Below are 15042 nucleotides of genomic sequence, written 5' to 3' on the forward strand. Positions count from 1 at the left end.
GCGCCCCCGAGGACACGCTCGCCGACGAGCGCCGCGACACGATCCTGAGCGCGATCACGGTCGCGGGGATGGCGCTGGCGGCGCTCGCCACCTGGGTGGTGCCGCAGCCGGCGCTGGCGTGGACGGGGATCGTGCTCGTCTATCTCGCCGGGGGCATCCCGCCCGCGGTGGAGTCGCTGACCCGGCTGGTCCGCGAACGCGAGATCGACATCGACCTGCTCATGGTCATCGCGGCGCTGGCCGCGGCGGCGGTGGGCGGCGCGCTGGAAGGCGGGGTGCTGCTCACGCTCTTCAGCATCTCGGGCACGCTCGAGACCCGGGCGATGGGCAAGGCCCGCCGCGCCGTCGAGGCGCTGATGGCGCTGCGCCCGGACACCGCGCTGCGGCTCGGCCCGGGCGGCGAGGTCACCGAGGTCGCGGTCGGCACGCTGGTGGCAGGCGACCGCGTGGTGCTGCGCCCCGGCGCGCGGGTACCGGTCGACGGCGTGCTGCGCGAAGGCACGGCGAGCGTCGACGAATCCACCATCACCGGCGAATCGATGCCGGTCGCCAAGGAGCCCGGCGCGCGGATGCACGAGGCGACGGTGAACCTCGACGGGGTGCTGACGGTCGAGGTGCTGCGGCCGCTCTCGGAAAGCACGGTCGCGCGGATGATCCAGATGGTGACCGAGGCGCAGGCGGCCAAGGCCCCGGCCGAACGCTTCTCGGCCTGGTTCGGGCAGCGCTACACCATCGCCGTGCTGCTGGGCGCGGTGGTGGCGCTGCTGGCGTTCCGGGCGCTCGGCCACGGCTGGGACAGCGCGCTTTACCGCGCGGCGACGCTGCTGGTCGCGGCGAGCCCCTGCGCGGTGGTGATCTCGGTTCCCGCGGCGATCCTGTCGGCGCTGTCGGCGGCGGCGCATGGCGGGGTGCTGTTCAAGGGCGGGGCGCCGCTCGAGGCGCTGGCCAAGGTCGAAAGCTTCGCCTTCGACAAGACCGGCACGCTGACCACGGGACGGGCCGACCTGACCGGCCTCTGGGCCGCGGACGGGGACGAGGACGCGCTGCTGTCCCGCCTCGCCGGGATCGAGGCACAATCCGAGCACCCGATCGCCGCCGCGATCCGCCGCGCCGCCGCCGCCCGCGGCCTGACCCCGCCCGCGGTCAGCGACCTGAAGAACAGCGCCAGCGAGGGGATCGAGGGGCAGGACGCCCAAGGCCCGCTCTGGGCCGGCAACCTGCGGATGGTGGCGCGGCACGGCGCGGTGCTGCCGCCCGCAGCCGAGGCCTTTGCTGCGGGCGATGCGACGACGGTCTATCTCGGCCGCGGCGACCGGCTGCTCGGGGCCGCGACGGTGGCGGACCGGCCGCGGGAGACCTCGGCCCCGGCGCTCGCGCAGCTGCGCGCGCAGGGGGCGGGGCTGGCGCTGATGACCGGCGACCGCCGCGCGGTGGCGCTGCGGGTCGGCCGGGCGCTCGGGTTCCGCGACGACGAGATCCACGCCGACCTTCTGCCCGAGGACAAGGTCGAGCTGGTGGCGGCGCTTGCGTCACGCGGCCCGGTGGCCTTCGTCGGCGACGGGGTGAACGATGCGGCGGCGCTGGCGCGGGCCGATGTGGGCATCGCCATGGGGGCTGCGGGGTCCGACATCGCGCTCGCCACCGCGGACGTGGCGCTGCTGGCCGAGGACATGACCCGGCTGGTCGCGGCCCGGTCGCTCGCCCGGCGCACCGACCGGATCATCCGCCAGAACCTGACCTTCGCGCTCGGCGCGATGGTGGTGCTGGTGCTCGCGGGCGCGTTCCTCGCCCTGCCGCTGCCGCTCGCCGTGATCGGGCACGAGGGCGGCACGCTGCTGGTGGTGCTGAACGGGATGCGGCTGCTCGCCGACCCGATCCGGCGGCCGGGCAGGGCGGCCGCGGTGTCCGGCGCGCCCCGCCCGGGCGGGACGCCGGCCGCGGCTCAGCCCGCGCGACGATAGAGGCGATAGTCGCGGCTGCGCAGCGGCAGCGTCTCGCGCAGCGCCCAGCCCGCGCCCGGCGGCTTGGCGCCCGGCACGATCAGCGTGCCCTCCGGGTGCGCCGCCCCCCATGCGGCCGCCGCCGCCGCGTCGGGCAGCAGCGCCACCGGCGCGGTGAGGCGGGCGGCGAAGTTGAACTCTCCGGCATAGTCGGCGGCCATGAGCGCGAGGCCGTCGCCCTCGCGCCCCGCCAGATGCGCCGCGATGGGCGCCGTGTCATAGCGCGCGAACAGCACCGGGGCGGCGGCGAAATGCAGCCCCAGCACCGCGCCGAGCGCCAGCGCCGGCACCCCCGTCGCGGGCGGCAGGCGCCAGAGCCCCAGCACCCCGGCCATGAGGCTGACCCCGGCCAGCGCCAGCGCCGCGGGCGGCAGCGGCGGCAGCGCCCCCAGCCGCCCCACCGCCGCCGCGACCGGCAGCGCCACGACTCCGATGAGCGGCAGCACCAGCAGCGCCCTCCGCCACGGCGAGAGCGCCCGCGCCGGCACCGTCGCCGCCAGCAGCGCGAGCGCCGGCAGCTCGGGCAGCAGGTAGTGCATCTGCTTGCCGCTGATGAGCGAGAACGCCGCCAGCGCCGCCGCCATCCACAGCCCGAGCATCCGCCCCGCCGCGCGCCCCGGCTGGGGTCGCCCCGGAAGCCAGCCGAAGGGCCAGACCATCAGCGGCAGCAGCGCGAGGTAGAACCACACCGGCCGCCCGTGGTCGAAGGCCGAAACGACGCGCCCGGCGCTCTGCCGCCACAGCACCTCGACCCCGTAGGCCTCGCCGCCCGTAAGCAGCGCCGGGACCAGCCACAGCGCCGCGATCCCGGCCCCGAGCGCCAGCCCGCGCGCCGCCATCCCGGCGGTCGCGCGCCAGCCGGTCCCGCGCCACCACGGCTGCGCCAGCAGCACCGGCAGGACGTGGATCAGCACCACCGGCCCCTTGGCGAGCGCCCCGAGCCCGAGGCCGAGGCCCACGAGCCGCCAGTCGCCGCGCAGCACCCCGATCAGCGCGGTCAGCACCGTCGCGGTCAGAAGCGCGTCGAACATCGTGGCCGAGCCGAAGGTCAGGAACAGCGGCAGGGTGGCGAGGATCAGCATCGCCCGCGGCGCCCGCGCCGGCTCGCCGGGCCAGAGCTGCCGCGCCAGCACCCCGGTCAGCGCCACGCTGAGCACTGCGGCCGCCGGGCCGACCAGCCGGGCCGCGAACCCGCTGACCCCGGTCACCGCCCACACCGCATCCATCAGCCAGAACAGCAGCGGCGGCTTGTGGCCATAGACCGCGCCGTTCAGATGCGGGACGAGGTGCTCGCCGCGGGTCACCATCTCCCACGCGACGGCGAGGTAGCGGGTCTCGTCCACCGGCGTCGCCGGGCGCAGCAGGATCAGCGTCAGGGCGGACAGGGCGAAGAGGGCGACCGGCAGGGCCAGCGCCGCGCGGCGGCTGAGGGGCATCGGGGGTTCTCGCAACGGACTGGCGCCCCTGCTGGCAGCGGATGCTGACAGCCAGCTTTCAGCCGAGCGCACAGGCGAGGGCGAACCACGCGGCGGTCTCGGCCAGCACCTGGGTGGCGCCCAGCACGTCCCCGGTCTGCCCGCCCAGCCGCCGCTGCGCCAGAACCCCGGTCCAGAGCGCGGCGGTGGCCGCAGCGGCGAGCATCGCGGCCCCGGCGAGGCCGCCGAACACCAGCACCGCCGGCGCCAGCGCGCCCAGCACGGCGCGGGCCGCCCGGCTGCGCCCGGCGGCGAGGCGGCCGAGCCCGTCGGGGCGGGCGGGGGGCAGCGCCTCCTGCACCGCGACGATGCCGGCGCGGCTCAGCGCGCCGGCGGCGACAAAGCCCCACGGTCCGGCGAGGGGGCCTGCGGCGGCCAGCGCCGAAAGCCACAGCGCCATGGTGAGGATCAGCGTTAGCGCGCCGTAACTGCCGATGCGGCTGTCGCGCATGATCCGCAGGCGGTCCTCGGGGGTGCGGCCGCCGCCGATGCCGTCGGCCATGTCGGCCAGCCCGTCGAAATGCAGCCCCCCCGTCGCCAGCGCCATTGCGCCTAGGCTGGCACCCGCGGCCATCGCCGGGGTCGCGCCCAGCGCCAGCGCCGCGGCGAAACCCGCCCAGCCGATCAGCCCCACGCAGGCGCCGACCAGCGGAAACGCCCAGCGGGCGGCGCCGAGCGTCGGCGCGGGGTCGAGCCGCCCCATCGGCAGCCGCGTCAGCAGCATCGTCGCAAGCCGCAGCTCGGCCAGGCGGGCGCCGCGCGCGCTCACCCCGCCGCGACCCCGGCCTCGGCAAAGGTCGCCATGCCGTCGTGACACTCGAGCGCCGCGCGCAGCACACCGAGCGCCAGTGCCGCGCCCGAGCCCTCGCCCAGGGCCATGTCGAGCGCCAGCACCGGCGCTTGTCCCATCGCCGCGATGAGGCGGGCGTGGCCCGGCTCGCGGCTGACATGGCCGATCAGGCAGTGATCGAGCCAGCGCGGATCGGCGGCGAACAGCGGCGCGGTCGCGGCGGTGCAGATGAAGCCGTCGAGGATCACCGGCAGGCGCTGCTGGCGCGCCTGCACCACCGCGCCGCAGATCGCCGCCAGCTCGCGTCCGCCGAGCGCGGCCAGCAGCCCGAGGCCGCGCGTGTCCCGGTGCCGCGCGACCGCCGCCCGCACCGCGGCGATCTTGCGGGCCATGATGTCGCCCTCGGCCCCCGTGCCGCGGCCGACCCAGTCCTCGGCCGCCCCGCCGAAGGCGGCCGCGGCCAGCGCGGCGGCCACCGTCGAGTTGCCGATGCCCATCTCGCCCAGGATCAGCACGTCGGCATCGGGCGCCACTGCAGCCGCCCCGCGGCGCATCGCGTCGAGCGTCTCGGCCTCGGTCATCGCGGGCCCCTGAGTGATGTCGCCGGTCGGCCGGTCGAGGTCGAGCGCCACCACCGCCAGATCCGCCCCCGCCACCCGGCAGAGCTGGTTGATCGCCGCGCCGCCGGCCTGAAAGTTCGCCACCATCTGCGCCGTCACCGCCTGCGGAAACGGGTTCACCCCCTGCGCGCAGACCCCGTGATTGCCGGCAAAGACCAGCGCCTGCGCCCGCCCGATCCGCGGCCGGGCGCGCCCCTGCCAGCCGGCCATGAACAGCGCCAGCCCCTCGAGCCGTCCGAGCGAGCCCGGGGGCTTGGTCAGCACCGCCTGCCGGGCCGCGGCGTCGGCGACGGCGGCCTCGTCCGGGCGGGGCAGGGTGGGGGCGAGCGCCTCGACGGCGGCGAGCGAGGGGGTGTCAGAGAGCATGGTCATTCGGCTTGATCCTCAGCGGGTGGCCCGCGACGCAGAGCCACAGCTCGTCGCAGGCATGGGCGATGGTCTGGTTGAGCCAGCCGGCGTGGTCGCGGAAGGCCCGGGCGAGCGCGTTGTCGGGCACGATCCCGGCCCCCACCTCGTTGGTGACGAGGATCACCGGCGCCTCTGCGCGGGCCAGCGCCGCGGCCAGCGCCGCGCCCTCGGCCCGCGTGTCGCGGCCCTCGAGCATCAGGTTCGAGACCCAGAGCGTCAGGCAATCGACCAGCCGCGGCGGGCCGCCCGCGCCCTGGTCGGTGGCGTCGAGCGCGCCGGCGAGGTCGAGGGGGGCGTGAACGCTCTCCCACTCCGGCCCGCGGCGGGCGCGGTGGGCGGCGATGCGGTCGGCCATCTCGGCGTCGCCGGGGTCGAGGCGGGCGGTGGCGATGTGGATCGCCCGCCCCGTGGGGCGCAGCGCAAGCCGTTCGGCCAGCGAGGATTTTCCCGAGCGCGCGCCGCCGGTCATGAGGAGGGTTCGTGCCATGACGGGGGGAAACCACGTTCGGCGGGCGGGGGGAAGGGGGGCGACGGCTGCGACGGGTGCGGCCGAGGGCGACAGCGCTGCGAGCAGCCTCTTAAGGCTGCCGGGCGAACGGGCCGCGGCCGGTGCTGGATCGCGGCCCGGTCCGTGCGCTGCGTCCGAATGGTGGACTTTCGCGGCGAAGCCAGCGCCGTCCCCACCCTCCTTGAGACCGGCGGTTCTCGCCCGCCGCGCCTCAGTGCTTGCTCAGATACGGCGCGTAGCGCTCCTTGATCCCGGCGATGTCCGCGGCGGTCAGGGTTTCCGTGTGGCCGCCCCATTGCTGGCGCATGTAGTTCACCAGATCGGCCATCTGCGCGTCGGTCAGCCAGTCGCGGTAGGCGGGCATCTTCTGCATCCGCAGGCCCTCGGCGAGCGGACGCTCGACGATCCCCTGGTCGATGACCCGCACGAGGTTGATCGGGTCGGCGAACATCGCGGTGGTGTTGCTGTCCAGCCGGACGGACGAGGCCGGCTGCCCCTCGCCCTGCGCGCCGTGACACCCGGCGCAGAGGCCGAGATAGAGCGTCCGCCCCGCGGCCGGCGGATCGACCTGCCGCGGCCGCGGACCGGGGCCCTGACCCGCCGCGCCCTGCATCAGATAGGCGCTGATGACTGCCAGCTCCTCGGGGGCGAGGTGGCGGGTCGAGTGGCGCAGCACCGGATACATCGTCAGCGTCGGCACGCCCTGCGCCGACAGTCCCTGCCCGAGGAACGCCTTGAGGTCGCCGTCCGTCCAGCCCTTCGCGGCCAGCGTCTGCGGCCGCAGGTCGGGGGCATAGGCCCCTTCGAGCGTGAAGCCGGCCAGGTGGTCGTCGGTCATGGCAAAGGCGAGGTTGCGGGGCGTGTGACACTCGCCGCAATGGCCCAGCACGTTGACGAGATAGTGGCCGTCCACCGTATAGGTCGCGGCCCCGGCGACCGGCGCATAGGGGCGCGCGGTCGGACGGAACAGGGCGTTCCAGAAACTGACCGCCGGGCGCAGGTTGAAGGGGAACATCAGGTCCGGCGTCCGGTCGGGCGTCTCGACCGGCGGCTGGGCCATCAGCCAGGCATAGAGCGCGTCGGAATCCTCGCGGCTGATCTGGTGGTAGCTGGCATAGGGCATCGCCGGGTAGAGGTTGCGGTTGCCGGGTGCCACACCCCAGGCGACGGCGCGGTAGAGGTCATCGGCGTTCCACGTCCCGATGCCGTGGTCGCGCGAGGGCGTGATGTTGGTGCCGTAGATGGTCCCGACCGGGGTCATCATCGGATAGCCGCCGCCAAGCTCCGACGCGCCCGAGGGATCGAGGTGGCAGGCCACGCAGTCACCCGCGCGGGCGACGCGCGCGCCGCGCTCGACCAGCACCAGCCGCTGGGTGTCGTCCAGCCGGGCGAAGTCCACCGAGGCCGGCGGGATCTTGCCCGCCCCGTGGCCGAGCCAGAACAGGAACACCGCGGCGACGAGGCCGAGGAAGACGACGGCGGCGATTATGCGCAGGACACGGACCATCAGCCCTGCCTCGCGTCCGTGGCGACCACGTCGATGACGAGGCCGGGGGTGGCGAGGATCACCGCGCGCACCGCCTCGAGATAGCGGATGTAGCCGGTGCAGCGGCAGATGTTCTCATTGAGCGCCGCGACGATCCGGTCCTCGAGCTGGGCGCGCGGGATCGGCGCCCGGCCCAATTCCTCGACCAGCGCCGTCGCGGCCATGACGAAGCCGGGGGTGCAGAAGCTGCACTGGAACGAGAAATGATCGAGGTAGGCCTGCTGGATGGCCGAGGGGACCACGCGCCCCTCGGGGTCGCGGCCGGCGATCCCCTCGATCGTGCGCAGGGTGCGGCCGTTGGCCCAGGCTGCGCCGGTGACGCAGGCGGGCAACGTCCGCGCGCCGCCCGCCGCGTCGTCGAAGATCACCGTGCAGGCCCGGCACACGCCCTGCCCGCAGGCGGCGCGGGTGCCGGTCAGGTTGAGGTATTCGTGCAGCAGCTCGGTCAGCATGAGGTCGGCGGGGATGTCGAGTGGCCCCACCGCCTGCCCGTTGATCGTCGCCGAGAAAGAGATGCGCTCGGCCATCACAGCACCGCCCGGATGCGCTCGGCGGTGACCGGCGTGCGGTAGAAGCGGTGCCCCGTCGCGTGGCAGATGGCGTTGGCGCAGGCCGCGACGACCGGGATCATCGTGACCTCGGCCATGCCCTTGGGCGGGTCGAACTCAGAGAGCGGCGGCAGGACGTGGCCGGTCTGGGTCCAGACCGCGACCTCGGCCGCGCGGGGCACGCGGTAGCGGCTCCACCCCCAGGTGCCGTTGCCGGGGCCGTCGGGGCCAAGCGGCAGCTCTTCGTAAAGCGCATGGCCTATGCCCATGGCGACGCCTCCCTGTAGCTGGCCCGAGACGAGCTCGGGGACGATCTGCGTGCCGCATTCGAGCCAGGTCTTGTGCGACAGCAGCCGCACCTCGCCCGTACCGCGGGCCACGCTGAGGTCGAGCAGCGTGGCGCAGGGGGCGTAATAGACCGGCCCCCCGTCGTTGCGCGCCACCGGCGGATAGCGCACCGCGCTGCGCGGGATGAAGGCATAGCCGCCCGCCGTCATCCGCGCCCGGCGCTCGGCGCTGGCGCCCTGGCCCCACTGCACCGACAGCGCGTCGATGGGGGCGCTGACCAGCTCGCCCTCGACGTCGAAATCGGCCTCGGCCCAGCTCCACCGGTTGAAGGTGTGGATGCAGACGCCGGTGACCAGCCCGTCGCGGTGCGCCCGCTCGGCCAGCCGCGCATGGCTGAGCGGCTCGAGCGAGCGGGCGGTCAGCATCCCGCCGGTCCAGCGCGCCTCGGCCAGCGCCACCGGCTCAGGCCCGGTCTGGCCGCCGCCCGCGCCCTCGGACCAGATCGAGAGCGCCGCCGGCCACAGCCCCAGCCGCAGCAGCATCTGCGCCGCCTGCTGGGTCGCATGGGTGAAGTAATAGGCCGAGTTCGACGCCGAGCGTGGCGAGGTGATCCGCGGCACCCAGGTCGGGTCGCGGGCGAGGGCGTCCTCCTCGTCCTGCGAGATCTCGTAGGGGTTGTCCTCGGTGTGGACCGGCATCTGCGGCCAGTGCTGGACCGAGAACTCGACCTCGTCCACCGGCCGGCCGAGCTGCGGCTGGACCACCAGCATCTGCGAGGTGGTCGCCCCCGCGCCGATTTCGGACGCGATGTGGCGCATCCGGGTGCGCCCGTCGGGCGTGATCTCGAGCTGCACGATCGCCGCCTCGGCGCCGGTGCCGAAGTTCTTCTGCGACGAGGCGAAGCCCACGCCGTAGAGCATCCCCGGGTTCTCGGCCTCGAACCGCGCCTTGCGCTCGGCCCGCTCGATCCACAGCGGCTCCTGCTCGGCCAGGGCGAGAAGCTCGTCCATCCGCAGGTGCCCGGCGGGGACCAGCCCCTGGGTGTTCTTCATCCCCGACTTGAGCACGTTGAGCCGGCGCAGCGCGATGGCGTCGCGCCCGGTCTCGGCGGCGAGTTCGTCGACCAGCATCTCGGTCGCGGCCATCGACTGCACGGTGCCATAGCCGCGCATCGACCCCGCGGTGACGTTGATCGTCGCCCGGACGTCGGCCGACAGGTCGCTGGTCGGGAAGTAATAGGCCGACTGTGCCGCGGTCACCGCGACGGTGCCCACCGAGGGGCTGAAGTTCTGCACCCCGCCGCCGTCGCCCACCATGTCGCAGATGAAGGTCTGGAAGCGCCCCTCGGCGTCGCAGGCGATGGTCAGGTCGGTCTCGAACGGGTGGCGCTTGAGCGCGAACTGGAAGTGCTGCCAGCGGTCGAGCGCCAGCCGCACCGGCCGCCCCTCGGCGTAAAGCCCGGCCACGGCGACGTAGTTGGGGAACGAGTGATGCTCTTTCTGGCCGTAGCCGACCGTATAGCCGGTGACGAAATCCAGCGTGCCGACCTGGAAGCTGCTGCGGTCGAGCATGTGCAGGATGTGCCCGGCGGCGGTATAGGGCGACTGGGTGGCGCCGATCACGTGCAGCGTGCCGTTGGCGGTGTCGTGCCAAGCGAGGCCGTTCTCCATCTCCATCGCCGCGGGCTCGACGCTCTGGCTGCTGAAGTGGCGCGAGATGACGTGCCAGCCCTGCGGCGGCGCGGCGGTGCGGGCGCGCAGCTCGGCCGACAGGCGGCGCGCCTCGCCGAAGGCGGCATGGTCGGCTCCGGGCCAGACGACGCCCTCGGGCGTCAGGTCGGGCCAGATCGTGCCGTTCTCGAACGGCGAGAAGCGGTCGGGGCCGCGCGGGTCGTCCCCGCCGATCCGCACGAACTGCGCCGCGCCATAGGACGGCCGCGCCGGCGGCGCACCGGCCGCGCCGAAGCGGAAGATCGCCGGGTTGAAGCGCAGCAGCTTCTGCGCCGCGCGGAAGCGTTCGTAGTCGTGCCAGATCCCCATCGCCACCGGCTGGCCCAGCATCGGCGAGACCTGCCCGGGGGCGAGCATCAGCTCGCCGTAGAAGTCGGGGTCCGACATCGAGACGCCGTCGGCGCTGAGGCGGGCGTGATCGACCAGCACGTCGGGTTGCAGACCGTCGCCCAGCACCGAGAGGTCCAGCCCCTCGAACACCGCGTCGGCGCGGGGGATCATGATCAAGAGCGCGTGCGACTGCTGGTCGGGCCAGCCGTCGAGGTCGCGCGCCCGCAGGTCGAGGGCAAAGACCTTGGACCCGGTGACCTTCGCCATCCCGTCGCGGCGATAGCGCAGCTTGCCGTCGCGGAACCAGCCGGTGTCCTGCCCGACCGGCGAGGGCATCATCGCCGCCCGCGCCTGGTCGAGCGGCCGCACCATCGCCACCATCCCCAGCGCCGCCGCCGAGGCGAGCAACTGCCGCCGGGTCAGATCGAATCTCGGCATGGCGCGGCTCCTCCATTCGCTTCGCCGCGGGGGGTAGGACGGGGGCATCGTCCGCGCCGGCCGCGACGGTGTAAACTCAGGGTTGCACGGGTTCGGCCGTCGGGCAACCCGGCAGGCCGGGATCGACACCGATTGCCGCGGCCGGGGGAAACCAGTCAGGGCGTCGTCGCGCCCGCGGGGGCGATCGCCTGCGCGGCGGCGATGAACCGCCGGACGAGCGGCGGCGGGGGTAGTAGGGGGCTACTACGCCGACTTTCGGTCGAGGTCCGGGGCGCGCGCCCGCAGCGCGGCCGCGGCCCCCATCTCGGCGCGGGTCAGGCAGGCGCAGCGCAGCAGCGAGGTGAAGTTCGTCGCCTCGCCCTGCGAGAGCAGCACCTCGTCGTGCAGGCGCGAGATGAAGGCGGGGGTGGTCAGCCCTTCCTCGGCCGCGATCTGGTCGAGGATCTTCCAGAACGCCCGCTCGAGCCGGATCGAGGTCGACTGCCCGTTCAGCCGCAGCCGCCGGGTCAGCGGCTGGTAGCGGCTCATGTCCAGATGGGCGAACATTCGGCACATGGCGGGGTTCCTTACGCCTGGCCCCGACGATGCGGCGCGGGGGGCCGGTCTGTCAAGGAAGGCGGGGGAGGGGGGGTAAAGGGGGGGGCCTCACCCCACCGCGATCAGATGGTTGTCCCACGCCAGATCGTGCCGGGCGCGCAGGCGCAGGCCGGCGGGGTCGGCCGACCACACGGCGCCGGCGCCGTCGGTCAGGGTGAAGGCCGCGTCCGGGGCGGGGGCCGCGCCGCAGAGGTCGGCGCGGCGCAGCGTCGCCAGATGCGCGCCCGCTGCGTCGTGGATCATCGCCACCCCGCCGCGCGGCGAAGTGACGGCGATCAGCCCCGCGCTGGCGGCGATCGAGCCGGCGTAGCCCTGCATCGCCAGCGCCTCGGCCTCGGGCGCGGGGCAGAGGGTCAGCCCGTCGCCCTGCGCCAGCCCGAGCAGCGGCACCGGCTCGGTCGCCTCGCCCTGCCACTGCATCGCGAAGGCCACACCCGCGCCGGTCAGCGCGAGGTGGCGGATCGAGTTCCGCGCCAGTTCGGGCGCCAGCTCGTGGCGCGAGAGCAGCGCGCCCTCGGCGTCCAGCACGGCGAGGTTCGCGCGCATCGTGTCGAGGTTCAGGGGCGTGCGGTCCTCGGGATCGGTGGCGATGCCGCCGTTCGCGACCACCAGCGTGCCGTCGGGGCGGACGCGCAGCTCGTGCGGGCCGATCCCGGCCGAGTCCCACTCGCCCAGCCGGCGATAGTCGCGGCTGTCCCAGATGCCGACGCGGCCGGCCGAGCCCTCGGCCACCACCTCGGAGGTATAGAGCCGCGTCCCGTCCGGCGAGAAGGCGCCGTGGCCGTTGAACTGGCGCCCTTCGGGCGGGGTCAGGCGGCGGATCACCGCGCCGGTGCGGCAGTCGAGCGCCACGCCGAAGACGCCGGGGCGGCGGGCAAAGGCGACCGCCTCGGCGCGCTCGGGGTGGATGGCGGCGGCGTGGCCGCGGCCGGGCAGGGGCACGGCAAAGGTCAGCGCGCCGTCGGCGGCGATGCCGTGCAGGGCGTGGGTGCCGTCGGGGTGGCGGGCGGCGGCGACCCAGGCGGGGGCGCCAACCGTGGCCCAGCCGCGGGCGGGCAGCAGCAGCGCGGCGGCCAGCCCCTTGAGCAGCGTGCGCCGGTCGCTCATCAGTCGCCGTCCTGGGCGTTGAACCCGGCCGAGACGCCGAGCGTCGGGCCGATCTCGGCCTCGACCGCGGCGCGCGCGGCGGTGACGGCCTGCTGCAGGATCTCGACCTTGAGGCGGCCCTGCGGGTCGGCCACCCCGGCGAAGACCGGGTCGTCCAGCCCCTCGGCCAGCGCCAGCGCCCGGTCAAAGGCGGCCTGCGTCTGCGGCGCCGGGCTGTGCAGCGCCAGCGCGAGGTCGCGCATCCCGCCGAGCGATTGCGCCACGTTCCGCAGGCTGCGGCCGGCGGCGGCGGCCTCGGCGCGCTCGGGGCGGGGCTTGTCGAAACTGCCGAGCGGGCGGCCAAGCCGCGTCGTCTCGAGCGTCGTGAGCCCGGTCACGAGCTGGGTGAAGAGCGCCTGCCGGGCCTCGGTCTCGGTCAGATAGGTGGTGTTGGCGCCGCCCGGCGCGGTCAGCAGCGCCGCCTGCGCCGGCCAGTCGGCGGCGATCTCGGCCGCGATCCGGGCGAGGTCGGCGGCGGTGGCGCGGGTCAGGCGGCAGACATCCGCCTCGGCCCCCGTGAGCGCCGAGGGGTAAAGCAGCCGCTCGAGCCCTGAAAGCCCGCGCATGGCGACCGAAAGCTGGGCGAAGTCCGCGGGCCGGTCGGCGACCGCCGCGCCATCGGCCAGCACCGCCTGCTGCGCCCGCAGCCCCGAGCTTTTGGGGTCGGGCCAGAAGGCCATCGCCAGCCCGCGCCCGTCGCGTTCCACCGCGCCGAGCCGCAGGAAGTCGATCCGCGCCCAGGCGTCCCAGGCGTCCTGATAGGCCGGGCGCAGCGCCTCGGGCGCGCAGTCGCGGGCCGCGGCCTCGGCCAGCGCCGCGGTGCGGCCGGCGAGCGTTTCGTAGGCCGGGGCGATCACCGCGACCGCCTCGGCCACGTCGGCGGTGGCGGGGTGGGCGAGGGGCGCGGCGAGCACCCCCAGCGCCAGCGTCAAAGCGATGCGAGCCATGCGATCAGCGCCTCCCTATCCTTTGTGGGCAGCGCCACCACGGCGTCGCGGGCGGGCTGCGCCTCGCCGCCGTGCCACAGCACCGCCTCGATCAGCGACCGCGCGCGGCCGTCGTGCAGATAGCTTTCCACCCCCGTCACCTTGCCGTTGAGCGCGATCCCCCACAAGGGCGCGGTCCGCCATTCGCGCCCGTCGGCGCGGGCCTCGGGGCGGTGGTCGGCCAGCCCCTCGCCCATGTCGTGCAGCAGCAGGTCCGAATAGGGCCAGATGAGCTGGAAGCTCTGCTCGGGCCGGTCGGCCAGGCGGTGGGTCACGAACTTGGGCCGGTGGCAGGATGTGCAGCCGATGGCATAGGCGATTTCCTTGCCGCGCAGCACCTGCGGGTCGGCGGCGTTGCGGCGTTCCGGCACGGCGAGGTTGCGCGAGTAGAAGGTCACGAGGTCGAGGCTCGGCCCGTCCACCTCGAGCCCGTCGCGGACCCCCGGCTCCTGCCCCGCGGGGGCGGCGCGGCAGTCGGGCTGCGCCTCGGTGCACTCGCCCGCGGGGTCGGGGAACAGCGGGTTCGACAGCCCCATGTCGCCGGCGAAGGCGCTGGCCGACTGCTCGCGGATCGTGGCGTTGCCCGCCTTGTGGCCGAAGCGGCCCAGCATCGGGCGGTCGAACTCGGACGACCAGACGATCTGCGCCCGCCCCGAGATGCCGTCGCCGTCGGCGTCGCCCTCGTCCGCGGCGGCGACGATGTCGGCGACCGGGATCGCCTCGATCAGCCCCAGCCCGATCATCTGCGGGGCGACGCGGGGCGAGGTCTGAAGCTGCGGATGCGGCGGGCCGTAGGCGGGCGCCTCGACCGCGTAGCTGGGCGCGCGCAGGCTGACGACCGTGCCGTCGGCCAGCGTCACCGGCTGCTCGGTCCAGCGCACCCCCATCCGCGCTTCGGCCAGATAACCTTCGAGCGCAAGGTCCTGAAGCTGCCCGCCATAGACCGGATCGGGCCGGGTCGGGTGATAGCCGGGGATCTCGGGCCGCCCCGGCCCGCCGGGGACCGAGAGCCGCAGGAAGGCCGACACCCGGCTGTCCTCGGGGCCGTCCGGCATATGCCCGCGGCCGTCCTTGATGTGGCAGTTCTGGCAGGCCCGCGCGTTGAAGAGCGGCCCCAGCCCGTCGCTGCCCCGCGTCGAGGACGGCGCGCCCACCCAGAGCTTGCGGAAGATGCCGTTGCCGATCTTGAAGTCCATCTCGCGCTCGACCGCCATGTTGGGCGAGAACTGTGAGAAGGCGTCGGCGGTCGGGATCAGCCGGGTGGTGGCGGCGCCCGCGGGCTTGGTCTCGAACGGCTCGGGGGCGGTGAAATCGGCGGGCGGGGCGAGCACGCCCGCGATCCGCGCCGTCTCGGCCGCGGTGCGGGGGATGATCGACAGATGCGGCTCGGTCCGCCAGTCGCGGGTGGCGGTGGCGGTGGCGGGAGCGGGGGTGGGGTCGGGGGCGACCGGCACGGCGCGCACCGCGTCGGACGGCGTCTCGGCCCAGGCCGCCGTGGCGAGGCCGAGGGCGCAGAGGGCAATGAGGGGGCGCGGGATCATCGGGGCCTGCGGGGGTGTGGCGGGGGAACGGCGCCGGCCGCGCGGGGGGCGGCCGGGGCAGGGGGGGTCAGGCGGTGGGGCCGGGACGGGC

12 protein-coding genes are annotated in these 15042 nt (G+C 74.9%); 1 reads left to right on the forward strand and 11 read right to left on the reverse strand.

The window, feature by feature from the left end; all coding sequences use genetic code 11:
• Positions 1-68: 68 nt before the first annotated feature.
• The gene (locus ACFHYO_RS06040) at positions 69-1961 is read left to right on the forward strand and encodes a heavy metal translocating P-type ATPase (protein ID WP_394319167.1); all 1893 of its coding nucleotides are present in this window, start codon (positions 69-71) and stop codon (positions 1959-1961) included.
• Here ACFHYO_RS06040 and ACFHYO_RS06045 read toward each other — a convergent pair.
• The 11 genes from ACFHYO_RS06045 to ACFHYO_RS06095 all read right to left on the reverse strand — a co-directional run bounded on the left by ACFHYO_RS06045 (position 1943) and on the right by ACFHYO_RS06095 (position 14951).
• Positions 1943-3436 (reverse strand): ArnT family glycosyltransferase, encoded by a 1494-nt coding sequence (locus tag ACFHYO_RS06045; RefSeq protein WP_394319057.1) that lies wholly within the window; start codon positions 3434-3436, stop codon positions 1943-1945. The two genes, ACFHYO_RS06040 and ACFHYO_RS06045, sit on opposite strands and share 19 nt — an antisense overlap.
• A gap of 58 nt (positions 3437-3494) precedes the next feature.
• Positions 3495-4244, reverse strand: coding sequence for an adenosylcobinamide-GDP ribazoletransferase (locus tag ACFHYO_RS06050; RefSeq protein ID WP_394319059.1), 750 nt, complete (start codon positions 4242-4244; stop codon positions 3495-3497).
• A complete protein-coding gene (gene cobT, locus ACFHYO_RS06055; protein ID WP_394319061.1) occupies positions 4241-5257 on the reverse strand; it encodes a nicotinate-nucleotide--dimethylbenzimidazole phosphoribosyltransferase in 1017 nt (338 codons plus the stop codon). Before cobT ends, ACFHYO_RS06050 begins: the two co-directional genes overlap by 4 nt.
• Positions 5241-5780: a bifunctional adenosylcobinamide kinase/adenosylcobinamide-phosphate guanylyltransferase gene (gene cobU, locus ACFHYO_RS06060; protein ID WP_394319063.1), complete on the reverse strand. Its 540-nt coding sequence runs from the start codon at positions 5778-5780 to the stop codon at positions 5241-5243. Before cobU ends, cobT begins: the two co-directional genes overlap by 17 nt.
• 232 nt (positions 5781-6012) lie before the next feature.
• The gene (locus ACFHYO_RS06065; RefSeq protein ID WP_394319065.1) at positions 6013-7308 is read right to left on the reverse strand and encodes a c-type cytochrome; all 1296 of its coding nucleotides are present in this window, start codon (positions 7306-7308) and stop codon (positions 6013-6015) included.
• Positions 7308-7874 carry a (2Fe-2S)-binding protein gene (locus ACFHYO_RS06070; RefSeq protein WP_036707569.1) on the reverse strand — a complete coding sequence of 189 codons (567 nt, stop codon included), beginning with the start codon at positions 7872-7874 and terminating at the stop codon, positions 7308-7310. The genes ACFHYO_RS06065 and ACFHYO_RS06070 overlap by 1 nt, the downstream gene beginning before the upstream one ends.
• Positions 7874-10681 carry a xanthine dehydrogenase family protein molybdopterin-binding subunit gene (locus tag ACFHYO_RS06075; RefSeq protein ID WP_394319067.1) on the reverse strand — a complete coding sequence of 936 codons (2808 nt, stop codon included), beginning with the start codon at positions 10679-10681 and terminating at the stop codon, positions 7874-7876. Before ACFHYO_RS06075 ends, ACFHYO_RS06070 begins: the two co-directional genes overlap by 1 nt.
• Before the next feature lie 243 nt (positions 10682-10924).
• Positions 10925-11236 (reverse strand): ribbon-helix-helix domain-containing protein, encoded by a 312-nt coding sequence (locus ACFHYO_RS06080; RefSeq protein ID WP_394319069.1) that lies wholly within the window; start codon positions 11234-11236, stop codon positions 10925-10927.
• A 90-nt stretch (positions 11237-11326) separates the two neighbouring features.
• A complete protein-coding gene (locus tag ACFHYO_RS06085; protein ID WP_394319071.1) occupies positions 11327-12385 on the reverse strand; it encodes a DUF1513 domain-containing protein in 1059 nt (352 codons plus the stop codon).
• On the reverse strand, positions 12385-13371 hold the full coding sequence (locus ACFHYO_RS06090) for an imelysin family protein (RefSeq protein WP_394319073.1): 987 nt from the start codon (positions 13369-13371) through the stop codon (positions 12385-12387). The genes ACFHYO_RS06085 and ACFHYO_RS06090 overlap by 1 nt, the downstream gene beginning before the upstream one ends.
• Positions 13353-14951, reverse strand: a complete 1599-nt coding sequence (locus ACFHYO_RS06095; protein ID WP_394319075.1) for a di-heme oxidoreductase family protein — start codon at positions 14949-14951, stop codon at positions 13353-13355. The genes ACFHYO_RS06090 and ACFHYO_RS06095 overlap by 19 nt, the downstream gene beginning before the upstream one ends.
• Positions 14952-15042: the final 91 nt, after the last annotated feature.

It is taken from the genome of Paracoccus panacisoli (assembly GCF_042435015.1).
Lineage (GTDB): Bacteria > Pseudomonadota > Alphaproteobacteria > Rhodobacterales > Rhodobacteraceae > Paracoccus > Paracoccus panacisoli.